The organism is Microbacterium deferens (assembly GCF_045517775.1).
Classification (GTDB): Bacteria; Actinomycetota; Actinomycetes; order Actinomycetales; family Microbacteriaceae; genus Microbacterium.
In genome coordinates this window covers 215180-232612 of sequence record NZ_JBEUWT010000002.1, presented here as the reverse complement: position 1 = coordinate 232612, position 17433 = coordinate 215180, and the positions used below count along the sequence as shown (strand labels likewise).

The window sequence follows — 17433 nt, the reverse complement described above, 5'->3', positions numbered from 1 at the left end:
GACCGCGATCGCGGCACGCTCTACAGAAGAAGCCGCACATGGGCATTCAGACCACGCTCGACGCCGTCGCCGGCGCTCCCCGCATCATCGACGCGATACGCCTCGCCGACGATCTCGCCTTCGAGGCGCGACGCGATCCCGGCGTGCGCACGCTCCGCATCCTGCTGGGGGCCGTGGCGGGATCCGACCAGGTCGTCGCGATCGCCGCCGTCCACGCGTTGGCCGCCGTCTTCGATGAGCAGGCATCGAAGAGCTTGAGCAACCTCCTCTCCGACGAACGTCCGTTCATCCGCGAGCACGCCGCGTGGGCGCTGGCCGAGACGCTCCCGCGCTACGACGCGGTCGGTCGGCTTCTCGGTCTCGTCACCGATGGCGGGTTCACCGGGATGCTGGCACAGACCACGCTCGAGAACTGGTCGGGCGCCATCGGCGAGACCCTCGCGGTCGCGATCGAGAGCGCTCTCCTCGGCGTCGCCGACGTTCCCGCGCGCACGCGTCTCGTCGAGACGCTCGGACTCGTTCGCCAGTCGATCGCCGAGCGTCAGCTGCTCGAGATCGCGCTCGACGAAGCCGAGCACGAAGACGTCCGCGTTGCAGCGGTGGCCGCCCTCGGTCAGCGGACGGGGGCCCGTTACATCGCCGATCGCCTGGAGCACCTCATCGAGCGCGAGGGACGCCTCGCCGAAGTGGCGCGGTTGTCGGTGATCGACCTGCAGGTGGTTCCTCAGCGCAACATCGAGACGGAGGGCGCACTCACCGTCGCCCAGCTCTTCCTCCACGCCGACATCGACCCCACCCTGTCGTCGGCCGGCGCCGGAGACAACGGCGGCATCGCCACCCTGCTCGTCCGCCTCGGCGACGCGCTCGTGGCCGATCCCGCGGCGCACGTCGATCGCGTGCTGACTCTCTCTCGCGGCGCCGTGCCGCGCGCGGCCGCCGACCTGCTCTCCGTCGGCGGCGACACCGGCCACGTCTACGGGCATGTGCCGCTGGCTCCGTCCGCCGTGCCGTCGGCCGCCGCCTGGCCCCTGCGGGTCACCGCGCGTCGCGGCATCCGGCGCCTCCTTCGCGCCGCCGGTCGCGTCGACGTGCTGCACCTGCGCATGGCCGATGTGGGCAGCCTCGCCGCGGTCGACGTCGCCCGCGAGCTCGGCATCCCCGTGGTGTTCACCGTCGCGCCCGACCCGCACTCGATCATCCAGGCGCTCGACCGCTCGGGCGACCTCACCCGCACGACGTTCGGTCAGACCGATCTGCGCGAGCACTTCTGGTTCCGCACCCGGCTGGTGCAGAACCTGGCGGCGAACGCCGCGCACACGGTGCTCTTCCCCCGGCCCGAACTCGCCCGCGACATGCGCGAGCTCGTCGGGATCGATATCGCCTCCTACCCCGAGCGGCACACCATCGTCGCCGAGGGCGTCGACCTGGAGGTCGTCGACCGCGCGGTGGTCGACGCATCCGCTCACGCGATCACCCCGGCGGGCGACGATCGATTCGCCGACCTGCACGCTCTGATCCAGGCCCTCCCCGCGCACCGTCGCGGGCTGCCGATCATCGCCACCGTGGGGCGCCTGCATCGCGTGAAGGGCATGGCGACCCTCGTCGAGGCGTGGGCGACGAGCGCCCTGGCCGAACGCGTGAATCTGCTCGTGATCGGCGGTGACCTCGAGCACCCCTCGCTCGACGAGCGCGAGCAGCTCGAGCGCATCGACGCCGTCGTCTCCCCCGACCGTCGTGCCGAGGCAGGGCTGTTGCTCGCCGGACATCAGCCCAACGACGTCGCCGCCCGGTGGCTCGCGGCGGTGCGGTTCGGCATCCCCGGAATCATCGCACCGCGCGGCGTGTACGTCTGCGCGAGCCTGAAGGAGGAGTTCGGCATCGCCCTGCTGGAGGCCATGGCGACCGGGCTCACGGTCGTCGCCCCCGACGCCGGCGGGCCTGCGACCTATGTCGAGGACGGGCTCACCGGGGTGCTCACGGCCACGTGGGATCCCGCGATGCTGACGGCGGCGATCTCCGCCGCACTCGACCTCGCCGCACGCGGCGACGACGACCTCGCCCGGCGGGCCCACGACATGGTCGCCGCGCGCTTCACGATCCAGGGCATGGCCGCCGCCCTCGGCCCCGTCTACCGCGGCGTCGCCGCCTCCGAGGCGGAGCTGCTGCGCACCGTGGGTCCGGTCGCATGACACTGCTCGTCATCACGCCCGACTACGCCTCGCACCTGCTGCCGCTCGCGACGATCGCCACGGCCTGGCGCGACGCCGGTGACGACGTCGTCGTGGCGACCGGCCCGGCGACGGAGCCGATCGTTCACGAGTTCGGACTGCGCCGCGTCGACCTGCCGCTCGGGCGCGGCTCGAACGCGGGCGTGATGCGCCCCGGCGAACAGCCCACGGACGAAGCGGCCTCGCTCCAGGGATTCTTCGACGCGACGCGACGCGGCATGGTGCCCACCCTCGCCTACCAGGCCCGCGAGCGACTGACCGACCTGATGTGGGACCCGGTCGGGCGCGCCCGACGCACGCTCGAGGTCATCGACGACGTCGCCCCCGACGCGATCGTCGTCGACCATCTCGCCTTCAGTGCGCGTCTGGCGCTGCAGACGGCGGGCATCTCCTACGCCGATGTGGTGCTGGGTCACCCGAGCGCCCTCCCGGTCGCCGGCGAGGTCTACGGTTTCCCTCCCGCCTGGCCGGCCGCTTTCGCGCCCGACGCCCCCGAGCTCGAAGACCTGCGGATGCTGTGCACCGAGGTCTCGCGACGCTTCACCGACCAGTGGAACGCCGCGGCGAGAGAGCTCGACCCCTCAGCATCCGGCATCCCCGACGCCTTCGCCTCCCACGGCGACCTCGTGCTGTACAACTACCCCGCCGAGCTCGCGAACGGCGACGGACGCGCACTGCCGGCCCACGCCTTCCTCGGCTCGACGCGCCGCGACGAGGCCGCCGACGCCGAGGTCGAGCGTTGGCTCGCCGACGACGAACCGTTCGTCTACGTCAGTTTCGGCAGCTTCCTCTCGGTGCGCGACGACGTGCTCGCGCGGGTGGCCGATGCGCTCCGCAGCCTCGGGCTGCGTGCGGCGATAGCGACGGGGGCCACCGAGACGTCGGCGCTGGGCCCGATCCCCTCGAACTGGCTCGTGCGCGGGTTCCTCCCCCAGGTGCGCCTCCTGGGGCGAGCGGCGGCGGGAGTCACGCACGGCGGCAACAACTCCGTGACCGAGGCCGTCGGCCAGGGGGTGCCGCTCATGGTGCTGCCCTTCTCGACCGACCAGTTCGCCGGCGCAGCGGCGATCGAACGCACCGGACTCGGGCGTGCACTCGACCCGAACCGGGCGGATGCCGCCGACCTTGCGGCGGCGATCGACGCCGTGCTGCGGTCGAGGTCTTCGCCCCTCGCCGACATCGCCCGCGCGCAGCAGGAGCGACCGGGTCCGGCGATCGCCTACGCGGCGCTGACCGGCACCTCGGCGACCAGCTGAGCCATCGCCGCCGGGTCGCCCGCCGCCTGCCGGTATCGCTCCATGCGGGCGGCGTTCAGGTCGTACTGCGCTCCGGCACGCACCTCCCCGGTGTGGTGGAGCGCGTAGACACGGCCCGCGTGCCGCACGGGAGGACCGCCGAGGAGGGTCTCGTGCGCGAGGAACCAGGCGGCGTCTTCGAAACCCCACCCGCGGAAGTTCTCGTCCTGCCCGCCGTGCGCGGCCCACGTGCGCGGGGTCGCGACGTAGACGCCCGAGCAGGCGCCGAGCACGAGCTCGTACTCGCAGTCGGCGAGCGGCACACCGGCGTCGAACTGCGCGGACCCGGGGCGGCCCAGCCAGCGGTACTCGTCGTAGGGCAGGTGCACGCGGTCGCTGTGCCGTGCGGCCGCGATCGCGGCGCGCAGCGGGGCGGGTTCGGGCAGGGTGTCGGCGTCGCCGATGACGACGACGGTGTCATCGGGCGCGTCGCGCATCGCCTTGTTGCGGCACGCGGCGAGCACGAACGGCTGATCGTCGGTGTCGATCGTGGTGACCTCGAGCTCCGGCAGTTGCATCGCGTACCAGTCGCGCACGCGCTCGTAGGCGGGGATGCGGGAGGGCGCGGGGCGCCACGGCAGCACGACGATCGCTCGGGTCACTGCACCAGCGTAGTCGCGCGCCCCATCGCCCCCGCACACGGCTTGTGCCCGAGCACACGGCCGCGGCCCGTGCGCAGGCCGTGCGCTGGCGCCGAACCCGTGTGTTCGCGAGAGGGGATGCTGCGCGAGACTGGTCGCATGACGCCTGACGACGAACTCCGACGGCTGCGGGAGCGCGTCTACGGCACCGGCGGTCACCCGAGCGACGCCGACATCGCACGCCTCCACGAGCTCGAAGCGGCATTCCGGGACCCGGGGGCGCTGAGCGACGCCGCATCCGTTGCCGCCGACCCGGCGACCAGCCAGACGACTCCGGCCATGCGCGACGAGCACATCCCCGACACGTCCGGCTACGAGCCGACACCCCCCGCGCCGGCCGAGCACGCGCCGCGCCGCTCCCGGTGGCGCGCCGCGGTCTCGGCCACGGTCGTGGCCGCGGCGGTGGGCGGCGCCGCCTTCGCCGCCGGCCTCGTCGTCGCCACTCCCGCCGCCCCCGACGACTTCTCCGAGCTCCTCCTGCCGCAGACCGAGGAGGACGTGATCGCCGCGGCACCCGAGGATCCCGTCGCAGAATCGATCGACCTGTCGTCGACCCGCTTCATCGCCCGACTGAACGGCTACGACGTCTTCCTCGCGCGACCGGCCGACGTGGCCGGCGTCTGCGTCTTCGTGCGGGTCGCGGGCTCCGACGTGCTCTCGGGCGCGGGCTGCTCGGAGAACCCCACGGGCCGCGGAAGCGTCGGCTTCAGCGGCGTGGGCGGCGTGACCGTCTACGTGGGCGACGTGCAGGGATCCGCCTTCGGCGACCCGGTACGTCTCTCCGAGAACGTCGTCGCCTACGTGGTCTGACTGGCTCAGCCCGCGTCGGCGGCCTCGTCGACGGCGACGGGCGCCGGCGGGGAGCTCAAGACGGCCAGTTCGTCGCCGCGCAGGATGAACTGCAACGAGGTGCCCGCCGGGAAGCGCTCCTGCAGTTCGTCGGGAGCGGTGCTGTTGACGAGCATCGAGACCGTGGCCGGGAACTCGCCGGCCCCGCACGCACCGATGTAGAAGTTGCTATAGGAACTCCGCCCGGTCACCGCCGACGCCTCGATCACCGACAGACACACGTCGACGGCCGACAAGCGCGGTGCGTTGTCCTGGACGAAGGCCCGCAGACCGTAGAACTCCTCGAAGATCTCGCTCCCGTCCGGACGGTTCCCCATCATCTCCGGCCACTCGGCGCTCGGGTCGATCTGCAGCACCGCGATCTCACGAGGGTCGGCCTGCAGCCGGTACGTGAAGGCGGCCGAGATCGCCGCGACCGCGACGATCACCGCGACCAGCCCCAACGCACCCACCGCGGCGATCCGCCGACGCGTCCACCAGATGAGGGGCCGCCGAGGCTCGGGCGCCTCCTCCTCCGCCTCGGGGCCGACGACGGCGCCGTCGATCGACACCTCCGGATCGGCGCCACGAACGGGTTCCCCCGCGGCATCGGGCGCGTACGTCTCGCTCGGGGGCGGCGCCGGCGCACGTTCGGCGAGCGAGAGCTCCTCCAGCTCCGCCAGCCGGTCGAGCGCCTCGCGATCGTCCTCGAGACCGGTCCCCCGACCGTACGCCCGCGCGCGCAGCGACGTCAGCTCCGCGCTCGTCCGATCGTCCATGACCCCTCGTCCACCTCGGTCAGTCGCGCAGCGGCGACCCGACCGCGTCGAAGCGGAACCCGCCGAACTCCCCCGACAGCAACGGCCGCGCCGCCGCGATCGAGGCCTGCACGTCGGGCAGCTCCAGCGAGGCGCGGTGCGCCGCGGCATCCGTCCAGATCTCGACGACGAACACCGTGTCGGGCTCATCGTCGATCACGCCCACCTCGTATGCCAGGCATCCGGCGTCGGCGAGAGCGGGGCTTCGCCGCGTGAGGTGCGCGGCGAGCTCGTCGCGCTTTCCCGGCTCGGCGCCGAGGGTGCCCGCGTTGACGAACGTCATCCCTGATCGGCCTTCCGGGCGCCGGCTTCGAGAACGTCGCCGGCGGGGAGCTCCTGGTGTCCGCCGAACTGCAGGCGCATCGCCGAGAGGATCTGGTTCGCGTAGTGGTCTTCGCCGCGCGAGGCGAAACGCTCGAACAGCGACGCGGCGAGCACGGGAGCCGGAACACCGGTGTCGACGGCGGCCTTCACCGTCCATCGGCCCTCGCCCGAGTCGGAGACGCGGCCGGCGAGGCCGTCGAGGGTGGGGTTCTGCTCGAGCGCGGCGGCGGTGAGATCGAGCAGCCACGATGAGATGACCGACCCGCGACGCCACAGCTCGGCGACCTTCGGGGTGTCGATCGTGAACTGGTAGAACTCGGGTTCTTCGAGCGGAGCGATCTCGGCCGAGTGCTCGGCCTCGCGCTTGCCCGCGTCGGCGTTGTGCAGGATGTTGAGTCCCTCGGCGAGCGCGGCCATGATGCCGTACTCGATGCCGTTGTGCACCATCTTCACGAAGTGTCCGGCGCCCGACGGCCCGCAGTGCAGCCACCCCTGTTCCTCGGGTGCGACCTCCCCGGTGCGCCCGGGCGTGCGGGCGATCTCGCCGACGCCCGGGGCGATGGTGCGAAGGATCGGCTCGATCGTGGCGACGGCCTCGTCGGGCCCGCCCACCATGAGGCAGTAGCCGCGCTCGAGGCCGAAGACGCCGCCGCTCGTTCCCACGTCGACGTACTGGACGCCCTTGTCGGCGAGGGCGGCTGCGCGCCGCACGTCGTCTTTGTAGTTCGAGTTGCCGCCGTCGATGATGATGTCGCCGGGCTCGAGCACCTCGGCGATCTGGTCGACGACCTGACCGGTGAGGCCGGCGGGGATCATGAGCCACACGACGCGCGGGGACTGCAGCTTCGACGCCAGGTCGGCGTACGACGACGCACCGGTGGCGCCCTCGTCGGCGAGCGCGGTCACCGTGTCGGGGTTCACGTCGTAGACGACGGCTTCGTGTCCGTCGTTCATCAGCCGTCGGACGATGTTGCCGCCCATGCGCCCGAGACCCACCATGGCGATCTGCATATCGAACTCCCTCTCCCCGCGACCGAGACCACGGCGGTTTCGGCCCTACATCGCGAGTCTAGAGACGCACGAGACCACGCGGGCGAACGCGCCGCAGTCGATGGCGGCGGGATTCGACCGGAGTCTGCCACGCACGGAGACGGCCGAGCCCGCAGGCCCGGCCGTCTCTCGAGACGATCGTCGTCAGACGCCGACGCGACGTCGACGCGCGAGCATCACCCCCGAGCCCGCGATCAGGAGCAGCAGCGCCGCCCCCACCGCCCAGGGCACCCACGTGGCGTCGGCACCGGTCGTCGGCAGGTGACCTGAGAGGCCGTCGGAGGGGCCGGCAGCCGACCCGGGCGTCGTCCCCGGCGCAGTGGTCGCACCCGGGCCAGGGGTCGCACCCGGGCCCGACGTCTCACCGGGGCCGGGGGTCTCACCGGGGCCGGGCGTCTCACCCGGATCGCTGGACCCCGCGGTGACCATGATCTTCGTCGAGGCGAGGTCCGCCGAACCGAGCATGACCACGACCGAGTGCTCACCGGGCGTCGTGTCTGCCGGGATCGTCGACGACAGGGCGAAGGTGCCGTCGGCGGCCGTGGTGACCGTGCCCAACGTGGTCGGAGTCGAACGCAGCTGCACGGTGTACTCGGTCTGCCCGGCGAGTCCGGAACCGGCGACCGAGATCGCGCCTCCGGGCTTCAGAACACCCGTGACCGACACCACGGGGGTGGGGACCTCGGGGGCAGCCGTGACCTCGACCGAGACCGCCGCAGAAGCCGTCGACCAGCCCGCCGCATTCTGGGCGCGCACCGTCACCGCATACGTGCCCGGTTCGAGGCCGGCGACGTCGGTCGAGAGGATACCCCCGTCGACGGTCACGACCCTCTCACCCACCGTGATCTCGTAGCGCGTCACCGGCATGCCGCCGTCGGCCTCGGGCGCGGCCCACTCGACGTGCACCGTGTCTGCGGTCACCGCGGCTGTGACGTCGCGGGGAGCAGTCGGCGCCGAGACCTCGGTGATCGTGAAGGTCGAGACAGGGCTGCGTGTCGCGTTGCCTGCCGCGTCGACCAGGTCGGCGTACCACTCGTACTCGAATCCGGCCTCTGCCCCTTCGAGCACCATCGACACCGGCTCGTCACCGACCGTCGAGACCGTGTCGCCGATCTTGACGGGCTCTCCGGCCGACAGCGTCAGAGATTGCGTCTGGAGGGTGCGGGTCGTCGTCCCCCCGAGATCGAACTCGATCACGAAGTTCTCGGAGTCCGAACCGTGGAAGCCCGGCACGGCCGACGCGTCGATCGACGAGTGGTACGGACCATCCGACACCGCGGTCTCGAGCAGCGGTGACCAGGTGTTCGAGTAGAGCAGATTGTTCTCCGCGTCGAAGCTCATGTTGCGGAAGAACTGCTGGCCGCCGTACACACGGCTCTGGTAGTCGGTGAGCAGACCGTACGCGGTGTTGCCCCGCGCATTGGTGCGCGACGCCACGCCGGTGCCGGAGATGTGACCGCCGAGCACGAGCTTCACGTTGTCGAAGTCGTCGATCATCTGGGTGACGTTGCTGTTCGCCCAGCGGTTGGTTCCGGTGGTCACCGACTGGTGCACGGCGAGGATCACGCTGCGATCGGGGTGCGCGGCGATCACGCCGCGCGCCCAGGCGAGCCCGGCGTCATTGGCGTTGTCGATCGAGAAGAACCCGACGGTCAGCAGCAGGAGCTTCGCGCCATCGACCTCGCCCGTGTAGTAGTAGTTGTCGATGTCGTTGCTTCCGCCGAAGGTCCAGTCACTTCCCTCGAGGCTCGACTCGAATCGAGACATCGGGAAGTACTTCGGCAGCATCACGCGGTTGTTGCGCGGGGCGGAGTAATCGTGGTTGCCCCAGGAGATCAGGTAGGGAAGCCCGGCGTCTTCGAGCGCCTTCGCCGACGGTTCGGCGTTCTTCCACTGGTACTCCTGCGAGAGGTACTCACGGTTGACCCAGTCACCCGACTGGATGACCATGTTCGTCTTGCGCTCCTCGGCCTGCGCCGCGACGTACTCGAACTGGTTGGTCATGTAGTCGGGCGTCGCCTGCGAATACAGCTGCGTGTCGGGGATGTGCGGCAGGCCCCAGTCGAAGTCGGCCGCGTCAGGAGCCGCCTCGAAGACGTGCCCCTCGCCCCACGGCAGCTCGGTGAGGCCTCGCCACACGAGAAGGCTCACCGTGCCGTCGCTCGCGACGGCACCCTGCTCGGCGCGGGCCACGACGTCGAGCTCGACGACACCGCCCTCGCGGTCGTTCCCGGAGTCGGAGAGCACCCAAGCACTCGCGGTGTTGTCCCACACCCACGCCGACACGCGACGGTCATCGCCCGTGCCGCTCCATGAGAAGTGGAACTCGCCCTCAGCGGCCTGCTCGTCCGTCAGCTGCACGGTGTACACCTGGAACGGATTCTGGTCGTCTCCCACCGTCGTCGGCAGCAGGTCGCCACCGACGACCCCGCTGCTCGGCGTGAGCGCTTCGGGCGTGCGGTCGGTGGTCGACCCCGTGCGCACGACGGTGTTGGCCGCCCCGAGCGGCACGGTCGCGTTGGCGTAGAACGAGGCGTCCACCCGCTCGCGGTCGTCGGTCTGGGGGGTCACCGTGAGGGTGACCGCCGGATCGACGCTCGTCGCCGTGGCCGAGGTGTCCGACACCTCCGGGCGGGCGGGCGCGGTCGTGTCGCTCACTGAAAGTGCCGTGGTGATCTCATCGGATGCTGCGCCCGCCGTCGCCGTGAGGGTCAGCTGCTGCTCTCCCACCGCGTTGACCGGCACCGGCACCGAGAACTGACCCGCGTCGACGGACTGTCGGAAGACCTCTGCGCCTCCGACGGTGGCCACCAGCTCGGAACGCTTGCTGACCGTGCCGGTCACGTCCACGAGTCCGGCTTCGATCTCGCCGTCGGGCTGCGGTGTCGCCACCGCGAGCACCACCCGGTCGGCGTCCTTCGTGACGACGTCACCGAGCTCGACGGCGTCGCCGAGATAGTTCGCGTAGCGGAACGCCTCGAAGTCGGGAGTGAACTCGACCCCGGCGATCTGCACCTCTGCCAGCTCGCCGACGAAGGGGCTCTTCAGAGACCCGTCGTTCGTGAAGTAGTCGCCGATCGTGGTCAGCACCTTGGCGTCGCCGTAGGTGGTGCGGTACTCGAGGAACTGCGAGTGCACCTCTTCGCCGTCGATGAAGACCGAGTAGGTCATACCGTCGTACGTCTGCGTGACCAGGTGCTTGTTGCCGTCGAACGGCATCTCGAAGCGGTGGCCGAGGTCGGCGTTGCCGAACTCCCAGCTGTTGCCGAGATAGCGGGTGCCCACACGGCGCTCGCCGGGGACGATGCCCTGCCAGAAGCTCGCCAGCCCGTCGCCGGTGGCAGACTCCTTCGCCACGAGCGGCGCGTTCCCCTTCATCTGCGCCAGTTGGGCCTCGGTGAGCGAGACGACCGAACTGATCGAGATGCGGTCGTCGTCGCCTCCGACGTCGCCCGCGTACTGCAGGCGTGAGGTTCCCATCGCGGCGATGGCGTCACCGCGCGAGCCTGCCGCGGTCACGAGGTCGCCTCCGACGACGGTGCCCTGGTGGGCGCCCGTGGAGTCGGTGAGCGTCTGCCCTGCGGTGGCGGAACGCGAGAAGTGCTCGACCAGCGAGTAGTCCTCGGCCCAGACGAGGGTCGGGTCGTTCTCGACGCCTTCGGCGCCGAAGTACGCCCAGACGGTCGCCGCCGACTCGGCGGGCACCTCGGGCATGCGCACCCAGATGACGGAGTCGCCGCCCGGGTTCCAGGTCTCGACCTCGTGCGGCAGTGCGACGCCATCGGTGCCGAAGATGGCGAGTCCCGCGGCATCCTGACCCGGCGTCGAGGTCAGCGTCACCTTGACCGGCACGTCGGCGAACGGCGTCCTGGTGTGGTTGCGCACCGTCACGCTCTGGCGCGCATCGGCGTTCGTCGCCCACGCGATCTCGCTGCCGTCGGTCACGACGGCACCGGTCAGCTGGCGCATCCGCGCCTCGATGGCCTCGAACGCCTCGAGGTTGCCGAGACCACTCTGCTGGGCAGACGACAGGGCGTCGACCGCGGTGCGGACGTCGGCCACGGCCGCAGCATCCGCCGCCGTCAGCTGCTCGACTGCCGGGAGCGCATCGATCAGCGCACTGACCGGGGTGACTTCGCGATCGATGCCGAAGCTCTCGAACAGGCGCGGCTGGCCCTTCTCCTTGATGTCGTACACGTTGACGGTCAGGCGACCCTCGGTGACGTTGACCCCGACGAAGTTCTCGGAACTCTGCTCACCCGTGCGATCGAACAACTGCAGATAGCGCTCGAGGTCGATGCCTCCGCCGACGCTCTGCGCCTGCTGGTAGTGCTTGGCTCCGGCCGTGTTCGGCAGGAAGTAGATGGTGCCGTCGGGGTTGAGCGCGTACTCGGCGCGCTTGCCGGCGACGATCTCGGTGATGACCGTCGTCTCGACCGGTCGGGCGCTCTCGACGCCGGCGGCGTCGTAGGCGAGCACCTTCGAACGGCTCATCACATGGTCATGCCCCTGGAAGACGAGGTCGATGTCGAGTTCGTCGATGACGGGCACGAGAGTGTCGCGCATGGCGATGACATCTCCGTCGTCGAGGTGGTTGGCGGTCGTGTACGGCCCCTTGTGCATCGTGACGATGATCCACTGCGCGCCACGTTCGCGCGCCGCGGTGACGTCGCTGCGGAGCCACTCGATCTGGCTCGCCGACACGCCCTGCGCGCCGCCCTCGTTGGTGTTCAGCACGGCGAAGTGCGCCCGGTTGTAGTCGTAGGAGTAGTACGCACCCGTCGAGGTGTCCTGGCCGTTCGGTGCCTCGAGCGCGAAGTGATCGGTGAAGGCGTTCGCTGCCTGGTCGTGGTTTCCGGATGCCGGCGCGAGGGTCGTGGAGAGCAGGCTCTCGCGCGACGCGTCGAGCAGGTCGATCCAGTCCTGCTCGAGGTCGCCGTGCTCGACCACATCGCCGTTGTGGATGACGAACTCGGCCGAGGGCACGGTGGCGAGCGACTTCGCGATCGTCGCGGCCGACAGTTCGGCTTCGGTCAGGTTCTGCGACTGCGTGTCGGTGAGGTCGACGAAGGCGAAGTCGGACTCGCCGTCGCTCGTGACGAAGGAGCCGGTCGCACTCCACACCTGAGCGGCGTGATCGCCCACCTGGTAGAAGTAGCGGGTGCCGGGCTCGAGGCCGGTGGCCACCGCCTGGAAGAACGTCTCTCCGTGGCGGTTGACCTTGCGCTCGGCCTTCACCGTCATCGGGTCGGCGAGCTCACGGTCGGTGCCGAGCCTGACGATGCCGCCGTCGCCGGAGAGCGTCGAGTACCACGAGAACCCGCGCTGGCTCTTGCTGTCGCCGGAGAAGGTCGTGGCGATGCGGTTCGGTCGCTCGGCGTCTTGCACGAAGCGGGGCACGGGGTGACCGAGCTGCGCATCGAAGGTCCAGTCTGCGCCGAAATCCCACCCGATCTTCTCGTAGGTGGCCTGCTGCGCGAGCTGCTCAGCGGTGGTGTCCGCACCGTGCGCATCGGTCGCGGTGCCGGTGACGGTCGCGCCGTTCACCGTGAAGGCACTGTTGGCCAGGTTCTCGCGAAGCGTCGGCACGCGGTAGTTGCCGCTCGTCTGGTAGTAGCCGAGCACGCGACCGGCGAACCCGGGTACACGGCCGCTGTAGTCGATCGAGCCCGAGTAGACGACGTTGCGCTCGATCGTGATCTTGTTGCCCGAGCCCGGGTAAGCGACCACGGCGCCCGCGTCGATACCGCGCGTGCCTCCGTCCCCGCCTGCAGCGGTCACGTCGAGGTCGACCGAGGCGAGGTTGTCGCGGATCACCGAGGAGTTGTGCGCGTAGGACGCGATGCCCGCGGGCAGCTTCTTCGCCGTGATGGCGCCGTCGACCCAGCTTCCGGTCACGCGGCTGTCGCCGCGGAGTTCTGCGGCGAAACCGGCCACCTTCTCGGCCCCGGGCGCCTGCAGGTCCAGGCCCAGCAGCGAGACACCGTCGAAGCGGGAGTTCTCTGCCACGACCGCCATCGCCGCGACCCAGTCACCCTCGGCCGTGCTGGCCGAGTGCGCCGTGACTCCGTCGAGCACCAGATCGCGCACTTCGCCGCCGTTCATGGCACGGATGAGACCGAGACGCGCCGACGAGGTGCTGCGGGCGTAGGTGATGTCGCTGATCGTCGACCCGCGCCCGTCGAGCACGGCGGTGAAGCGATCGATGCCGACGAAGGGTGCGCGACCCGCGAAGTCGAGGTCGGCGGTGAGCGCGAAGTGCGAAGCTCCGGTGTACTTGGCGTTCCCCGCGTTCAGCTCCGCCGCGAGAAACTCGAGGTCGGCCGGTGTCGCGATCTCGTACGGGGCGTCGGCCGTTCCCGCTCCGGCCAGCGAGTAGATGTAGGTCGGCACAGGGTGGCCGAGCACAGCGTCGAAGGTCCACGTCTCGGCGAAGTCCCAGCCGAGCGCCTCGTAGGTCGACTGCTTCGCGAGATCCGCCGGGGCCGTGTCGCGGCCATGCTGGCTCTTGGTGCCGGGGCCGGCAACCGTCGCCCCCGAGATGGTGATGTCAGAGCTGGCGAGGTTGTCGAGCGCGCTCCACCCCGAGTAGCCCGTGTAGCCGATGACGCGCCCGACGAAGCCGTCGATGAGGCCGGTGTAGGCGATCGACCCGCCGAGGGCGACGTTGTTCGCGAAGGTTCCCGAGTTCGGGTTTCCGGGATACGACACGATCATCGCCGCGTCGATACCGCGTGATCCGCCGGCCGCACCGGCCTGGAGCACGGTGAGGTCGGCGTCGGCGAGGTTGCGCTCGATCCGCGAAGCGCCCTTCGAATAGGCCACCAGGCCGCCGGGCATCTTCGCCGCGACGAACGTGCCCTGCGAGAAGTTGTCCGTGATCGTGCTGCCGTCGGACTCACTGACCAGACCGGCGACCTTCTCGCCATTGGTCGCGGTGAAGTCGGCGTCGATGACCTGGGTGCCGGTGATCGTCGCTCGGGTCGCGTAGACCGCGACTCCGGCGATGTACCCCGTTCCTTGGCCGTTGTCAGCGCTCGGGCCCTCGATCGTCAGGTTGGCCACCGTGCCCTCGGTGAGGCGGCGGATGAACCCGCGGTGCCCGCCCGATGCGCTCGACGTGCCGTACACGATGTCGCTCACCGTGTGGCCGGTGCCGTCGAGATTTCCCGAGAACTGGTCGATGCCCGGGAACTCGGGCTTTCCTGCCATGTCGATGTCGGCCGTGAGCTGCAGGTGCGAAGCGCCGTAGGTGCCCGGGTCGCCGTTCGCGGCGGCCGCGAAGGTCAGGAGGTCCTCAGCGCTGTCGATGCGGAAGGGGTCACCCGCACTTCCCGTTCCCTCGATGCCGGCGAGGGTCGCCGCCTGGGCCGGAAGAGCCGCGAGCGGCACCGCCAGCGCCGCGATCACCGCCCCCACAATGCCGATTCGTACGGATCTGGACCCCACGGGGGTGATGCTGCGCATGTGTCAACCACTTCAGTCGCGATGTCAGAGGCGTTGTCGCAACACACGCGACAACCATCACGCACTCAACGGGGCGCGTCTGACCGCGGGGGCACGCGCAGGTTTCCTGCGGGTGACAGAAAAATGGCCGTCAGAGCCGCAGCACCTCGGTGATGCGCAGCACCGCGGTGCCCGCCTCCTCGGACGCCGCGAGGTCGATCTCGCCGCGGATGCGCCAATCGTGGTCGCCGGCCGGGTCGTCGATGGTCTGCTCGACCTTCCAGACACCGGATGCTGCAGCATCCGTCTCGTCGATGCTCACGAGCGCCGACGATCTCGCCGCGCCCCCGGTGAGGATCTCGTCGTGCTCGTCGAAGTACCGGTCGAGCGCGCCGGGCCAGTCGACCTCAGGGTCGAGCGTCTCGAGTTCGTCGTCGCGCTGCAGCGCGGCCAGCTGCACGCGACGGAAGAGCTCGTTGCGCACGAGCACGCTGAACGCACGTCGGTTCGTCAGCACCGAGGGCGGAGCGGGCGGCACGACCTCTCCACCTTCCGGTCCCTGAGCCTGTCGAAGGGCGAGCTCCTGCGGGTTCGTCATCGCCTCCCACTCGTCGACGAGGCTCGAGTCCACCTGTCGCACAAGTTCGCCGAGCCAGGCGATGAGATCGAGGAGATCGGGGGTCTGCGCCTCCGACGGCACCGTCTGCCGGATCGCGCGATAGGCGTCGCTGAGGTAGCGCAGCACAAGGCCCTCGCTGCGGGCGAGCTGGTACACCGAGATGAGTTCGCCGAACGACAGCGCCCGTTCGAACATGTCGCGCACCACCGATTTCGGTGAGAGCTCGAAATCGCGGATCCAGGGCTGACCTGTGGCGAACACCTCGAACGACTGCGCGAGCAGCTCTTCGAGCGGCTTCGGCCACGTCACCTGCTCGAGCGCCTCCATGCGTTCGTCGTACTCGATGCCGTCGCGTTTCATCTGGGCGACGGCCTCGCCGCGGGCGAGGAACTGCTGCTGGGAGAGCACCGGGCGCGGATCGTCGAGGGTCGCCTCGATGATGCTCACCACGTCGAGGGCGTAGTGCCCCGTGCCGACGCCGGGGCCGGAGTCGGTCCCCTCGGTCCCTGAGCCTGTCGAAGGGCCGCCACCGATCTCGGTCGCGGGGTCGAGCAGCTCGATCGCGGCGAGCGCGAACGGCGACAGGGGCTGATTGAGCGCGAAGTTGGGCTGCAGCTCGACCGTGAGACGAACACGTCCGTCGACCACCTCGACGACCCCTGCGGTGCGGAGCGTGCGGAAGATGTCGATGGCCCGACGGGCGAGCTCGTAGGTGCGTGCTCTCGGTTCGTGATTGTCGAAGACGAGCGAACGCACGTTCGCGAAGACGTCGCCGCCGCGGGCGATGACGTTGATCAGCATCGCGGCGGTGAGCTGCATCTGGGCGACGAGCGGCTCGGGCTCGGCAGCGACCAGGCGGTCGTAGCTCTGCTCGGTCCAGTTGACGAACCCTTGCGGCGCCTTCTTGCGCACGATCTTCTTCTGCTTCTTGAGGTCGTCGCCCGCCTTGATGATCTGCGCGGCGTTCTCGATCTCGTGGTCGGGCGCCATCACCACCACGGTCCCGGCCGTGTCGTACCCCGCGCGACCGGCGCGACCGGCGATCTGGTGGAACTCGCGGGCGCTCAGCTGCCGCATCTTCTGGCCGTCGTACTTCGTCAGTGCCGTGATCAGCACCGTGCGGATCGGCACGTTGATCCCGACCCCGAGCGTGTCGGTGCCGCAGATGACCCGGAGGAGCCCCCGCTGGGCGAGGGTCTCGACGAGCCGGCGGTAGCGCGGCAGCATCCCGGCGTGATGCACGCCGATCCCCGCGCGCACGAACCGCGAAAGCATGCGCCCGAAGGCGGTGTTGAAACGGAAGCCGCCGATCGCCTCGGCGATCTCGTCGCGCTGCTCGCGCGTGATGATCTTGATGCTCGACAGGGCCTGCGCCCGCTCCATCGCGGCGGCCTGCGAGAAGTGCACGATGTAGACCGGAGCCTGGCGCGTGTCGAGCAGCTCCTGCACCGTCTCATGCACGGGCGTGCGAGCGTACGAGAAGTGCAGGGGCACGGGGCGCTCGACCCCCGTGACGAGCGCGGTCGGACGGCCGGTGCGCCGAGTGAGGTCGGCGGCGAGGTCGGTGACGTCGCCGAGGGTGGCCGACATCAGCAGGAACTGCGCGCGCGGCAGGAGCAGAAGCGGCACCTGCCACGCCCACCCGCGGTCGGGGTCGCCGTAGTAGTGGAACTCGTCCATCACGACCTGGTCGACGACGGCGTCGGGGCCCTGCCGCAGAGCGAGGTTCGCGAGGATCTCTGCGGTGCAGCAGATGATCGGCGCGTCGGGGTTGACCGAGGAGTCGCCCGTGACCATGCCGACGTTCTCGGCGCCGAAGATGTCGACGAGGGCGAAGAACTTCTCACTGACCAGCGCTTTGATGGGCGCCGTGTAGTAGGTGCGACCCCCGGCGGCAAGACACGCGGCATGGGCGGCGATCGCGACGAGCGACTTGCCCGTGCCGGTCGGCGTCGACAGCACCACGTTCGCGCCCGAGACCAGCTCGATGACCGCTTCGTCCTGCGCGGGGTACAGCGAGAGGCCGCGATCGGTCGCCCACTCGACGAAGCCGGTATAGGCGGCATCCGAGTCGGCACCGCGCGGCACGCGTTCGAGCAGGGATTCAGGCACGCTCTACCCTTTCACGCGACGCGCTCGGCCGGGATCGGGGCGCCCCGTACGCGCGAAGCATGGTGAGCAGGA

General features: G+C 70.2%; 9 protein-coding genes. 3 read left to right on the top strand and 6 right to left on the bottom strand.

Features of this window, described 5'->3' with window-relative positions; all coding sequences use genetic code 11:
- The first annotated feature begins 38 nt into the window (after positions 1-38).
- Complete coding sequence (locus ABTU82_RS11330) at positions 39-2189, top strand: glycosyltransferase (RefSeq protein ID WP_407173541.1); 2151 nt, start codon at positions 39-41, stop codon at positions 2187-2189.
- Entirely contained in the window at positions 2186-3484 is a 1299-nt protein-coding gene (locus ABTU82_RS11325; RefSeq protein WP_407173540.1) for a glycosyltransferase, read from the top strand. The genes ABTU82_RS11330 and ABTU82_RS11325 overlap by 4 nt, the downstream gene beginning before the upstream one ends.
- On the opposite strand, the gene ABTU82_RS11320 is transcribed toward ABTU82_RS11325, so the two are convergent.
- The gene (locus ABTU82_RS11320; protein ID WP_116647850.1) at positions 3448-4125 is read right to left on the bottom strand and encodes a hypothetical protein; all 678 of its coding nucleotides are present in this window, start codon (positions 4123-4125) and stop codon (positions 3448-3450) included. The two genes, ABTU82_RS11325 and ABTU82_RS11320, sit on opposite strands and share 37 nt — an antisense overlap.
- A gap of 138 nt (positions 4126-4263) precedes the next feature.
- On the opposite strand from ABTU82_RS11320, the gene ABTU82_RS11315 reads away from it, so the two are divergent.
- On the top strand, positions 4264-4974 hold the full coding sequence (locus ABTU82_RS11315; protein WP_116647849.1) for a hypothetical protein: 711 nt from the start codon (positions 4264-4266) through the stop codon (positions 4972-4974).
- Between the two features lie 5 nt (positions 4975-4979).
- Here ABTU82_RS11315 and ABTU82_RS11310 read toward each other — a convergent pair whose 3' ends face one another.
- The 5 genes from ABTU82_RS11310 to ABTU82_RS11290 form a co-directional block, all read right to left on the bottom strand.
- Complete coding sequence (locus tag ABTU82_RS11310; protein ID WP_407173539.1) at positions 4980-5771, bottom strand: hypothetical protein; 792 nt, start codon at positions 5769-5771, stop codon at positions 4980-4982.
- A 19-nt stretch (positions 5772-5790) separates the two neighbouring features.
- Positions 5791-6093 carry a putative quinol monooxygenase gene (locus tag ABTU82_RS11305; protein ID WP_116647847.1) on the bottom strand — a complete coding sequence of 101 codons (303 nt, stop codon included), beginning with the start codon at positions 6091-6093 and terminating at the stop codon, positions 5791-5793.
- On the bottom strand, positions 6090-7145 hold the full coding sequence (gnd, locus tag ABTU82_RS11300; protein WP_407173538.1) for a phosphogluconate dehydrogenase (NAD(+)-dependent, decarboxylating): 1056 nt from the start codon (positions 7143-7145) through the stop codon (positions 6090-6092). The genes ABTU82_RS11305 and gnd overlap by 4 nt, the downstream gene beginning before the upstream one ends.
- Before the next feature lie 183 nt (positions 7146-7328).
- Positions 7329-14633, bottom strand: a complete 7305-nt coding sequence (locus ABTU82_RS11295; RefSeq protein WP_407173537.1) for a DUF2341 domain-containing protein — start codon at positions 14631-14633, stop codon at positions 7329-7331.
- A gap of 148 nt (positions 14634-14781) precedes the next feature.
- Positions 14782-17361, bottom strand: a complete 2580-nt coding sequence (locus tag ABTU82_RS11290) for a DEAD/DEAH box helicase (RefSeq protein ID WP_407173536.1) — start codon at positions 17359-17361, stop codon at positions 14782-14784.
- Positions 17362-17433: the final 72 nt, after the last annotated feature.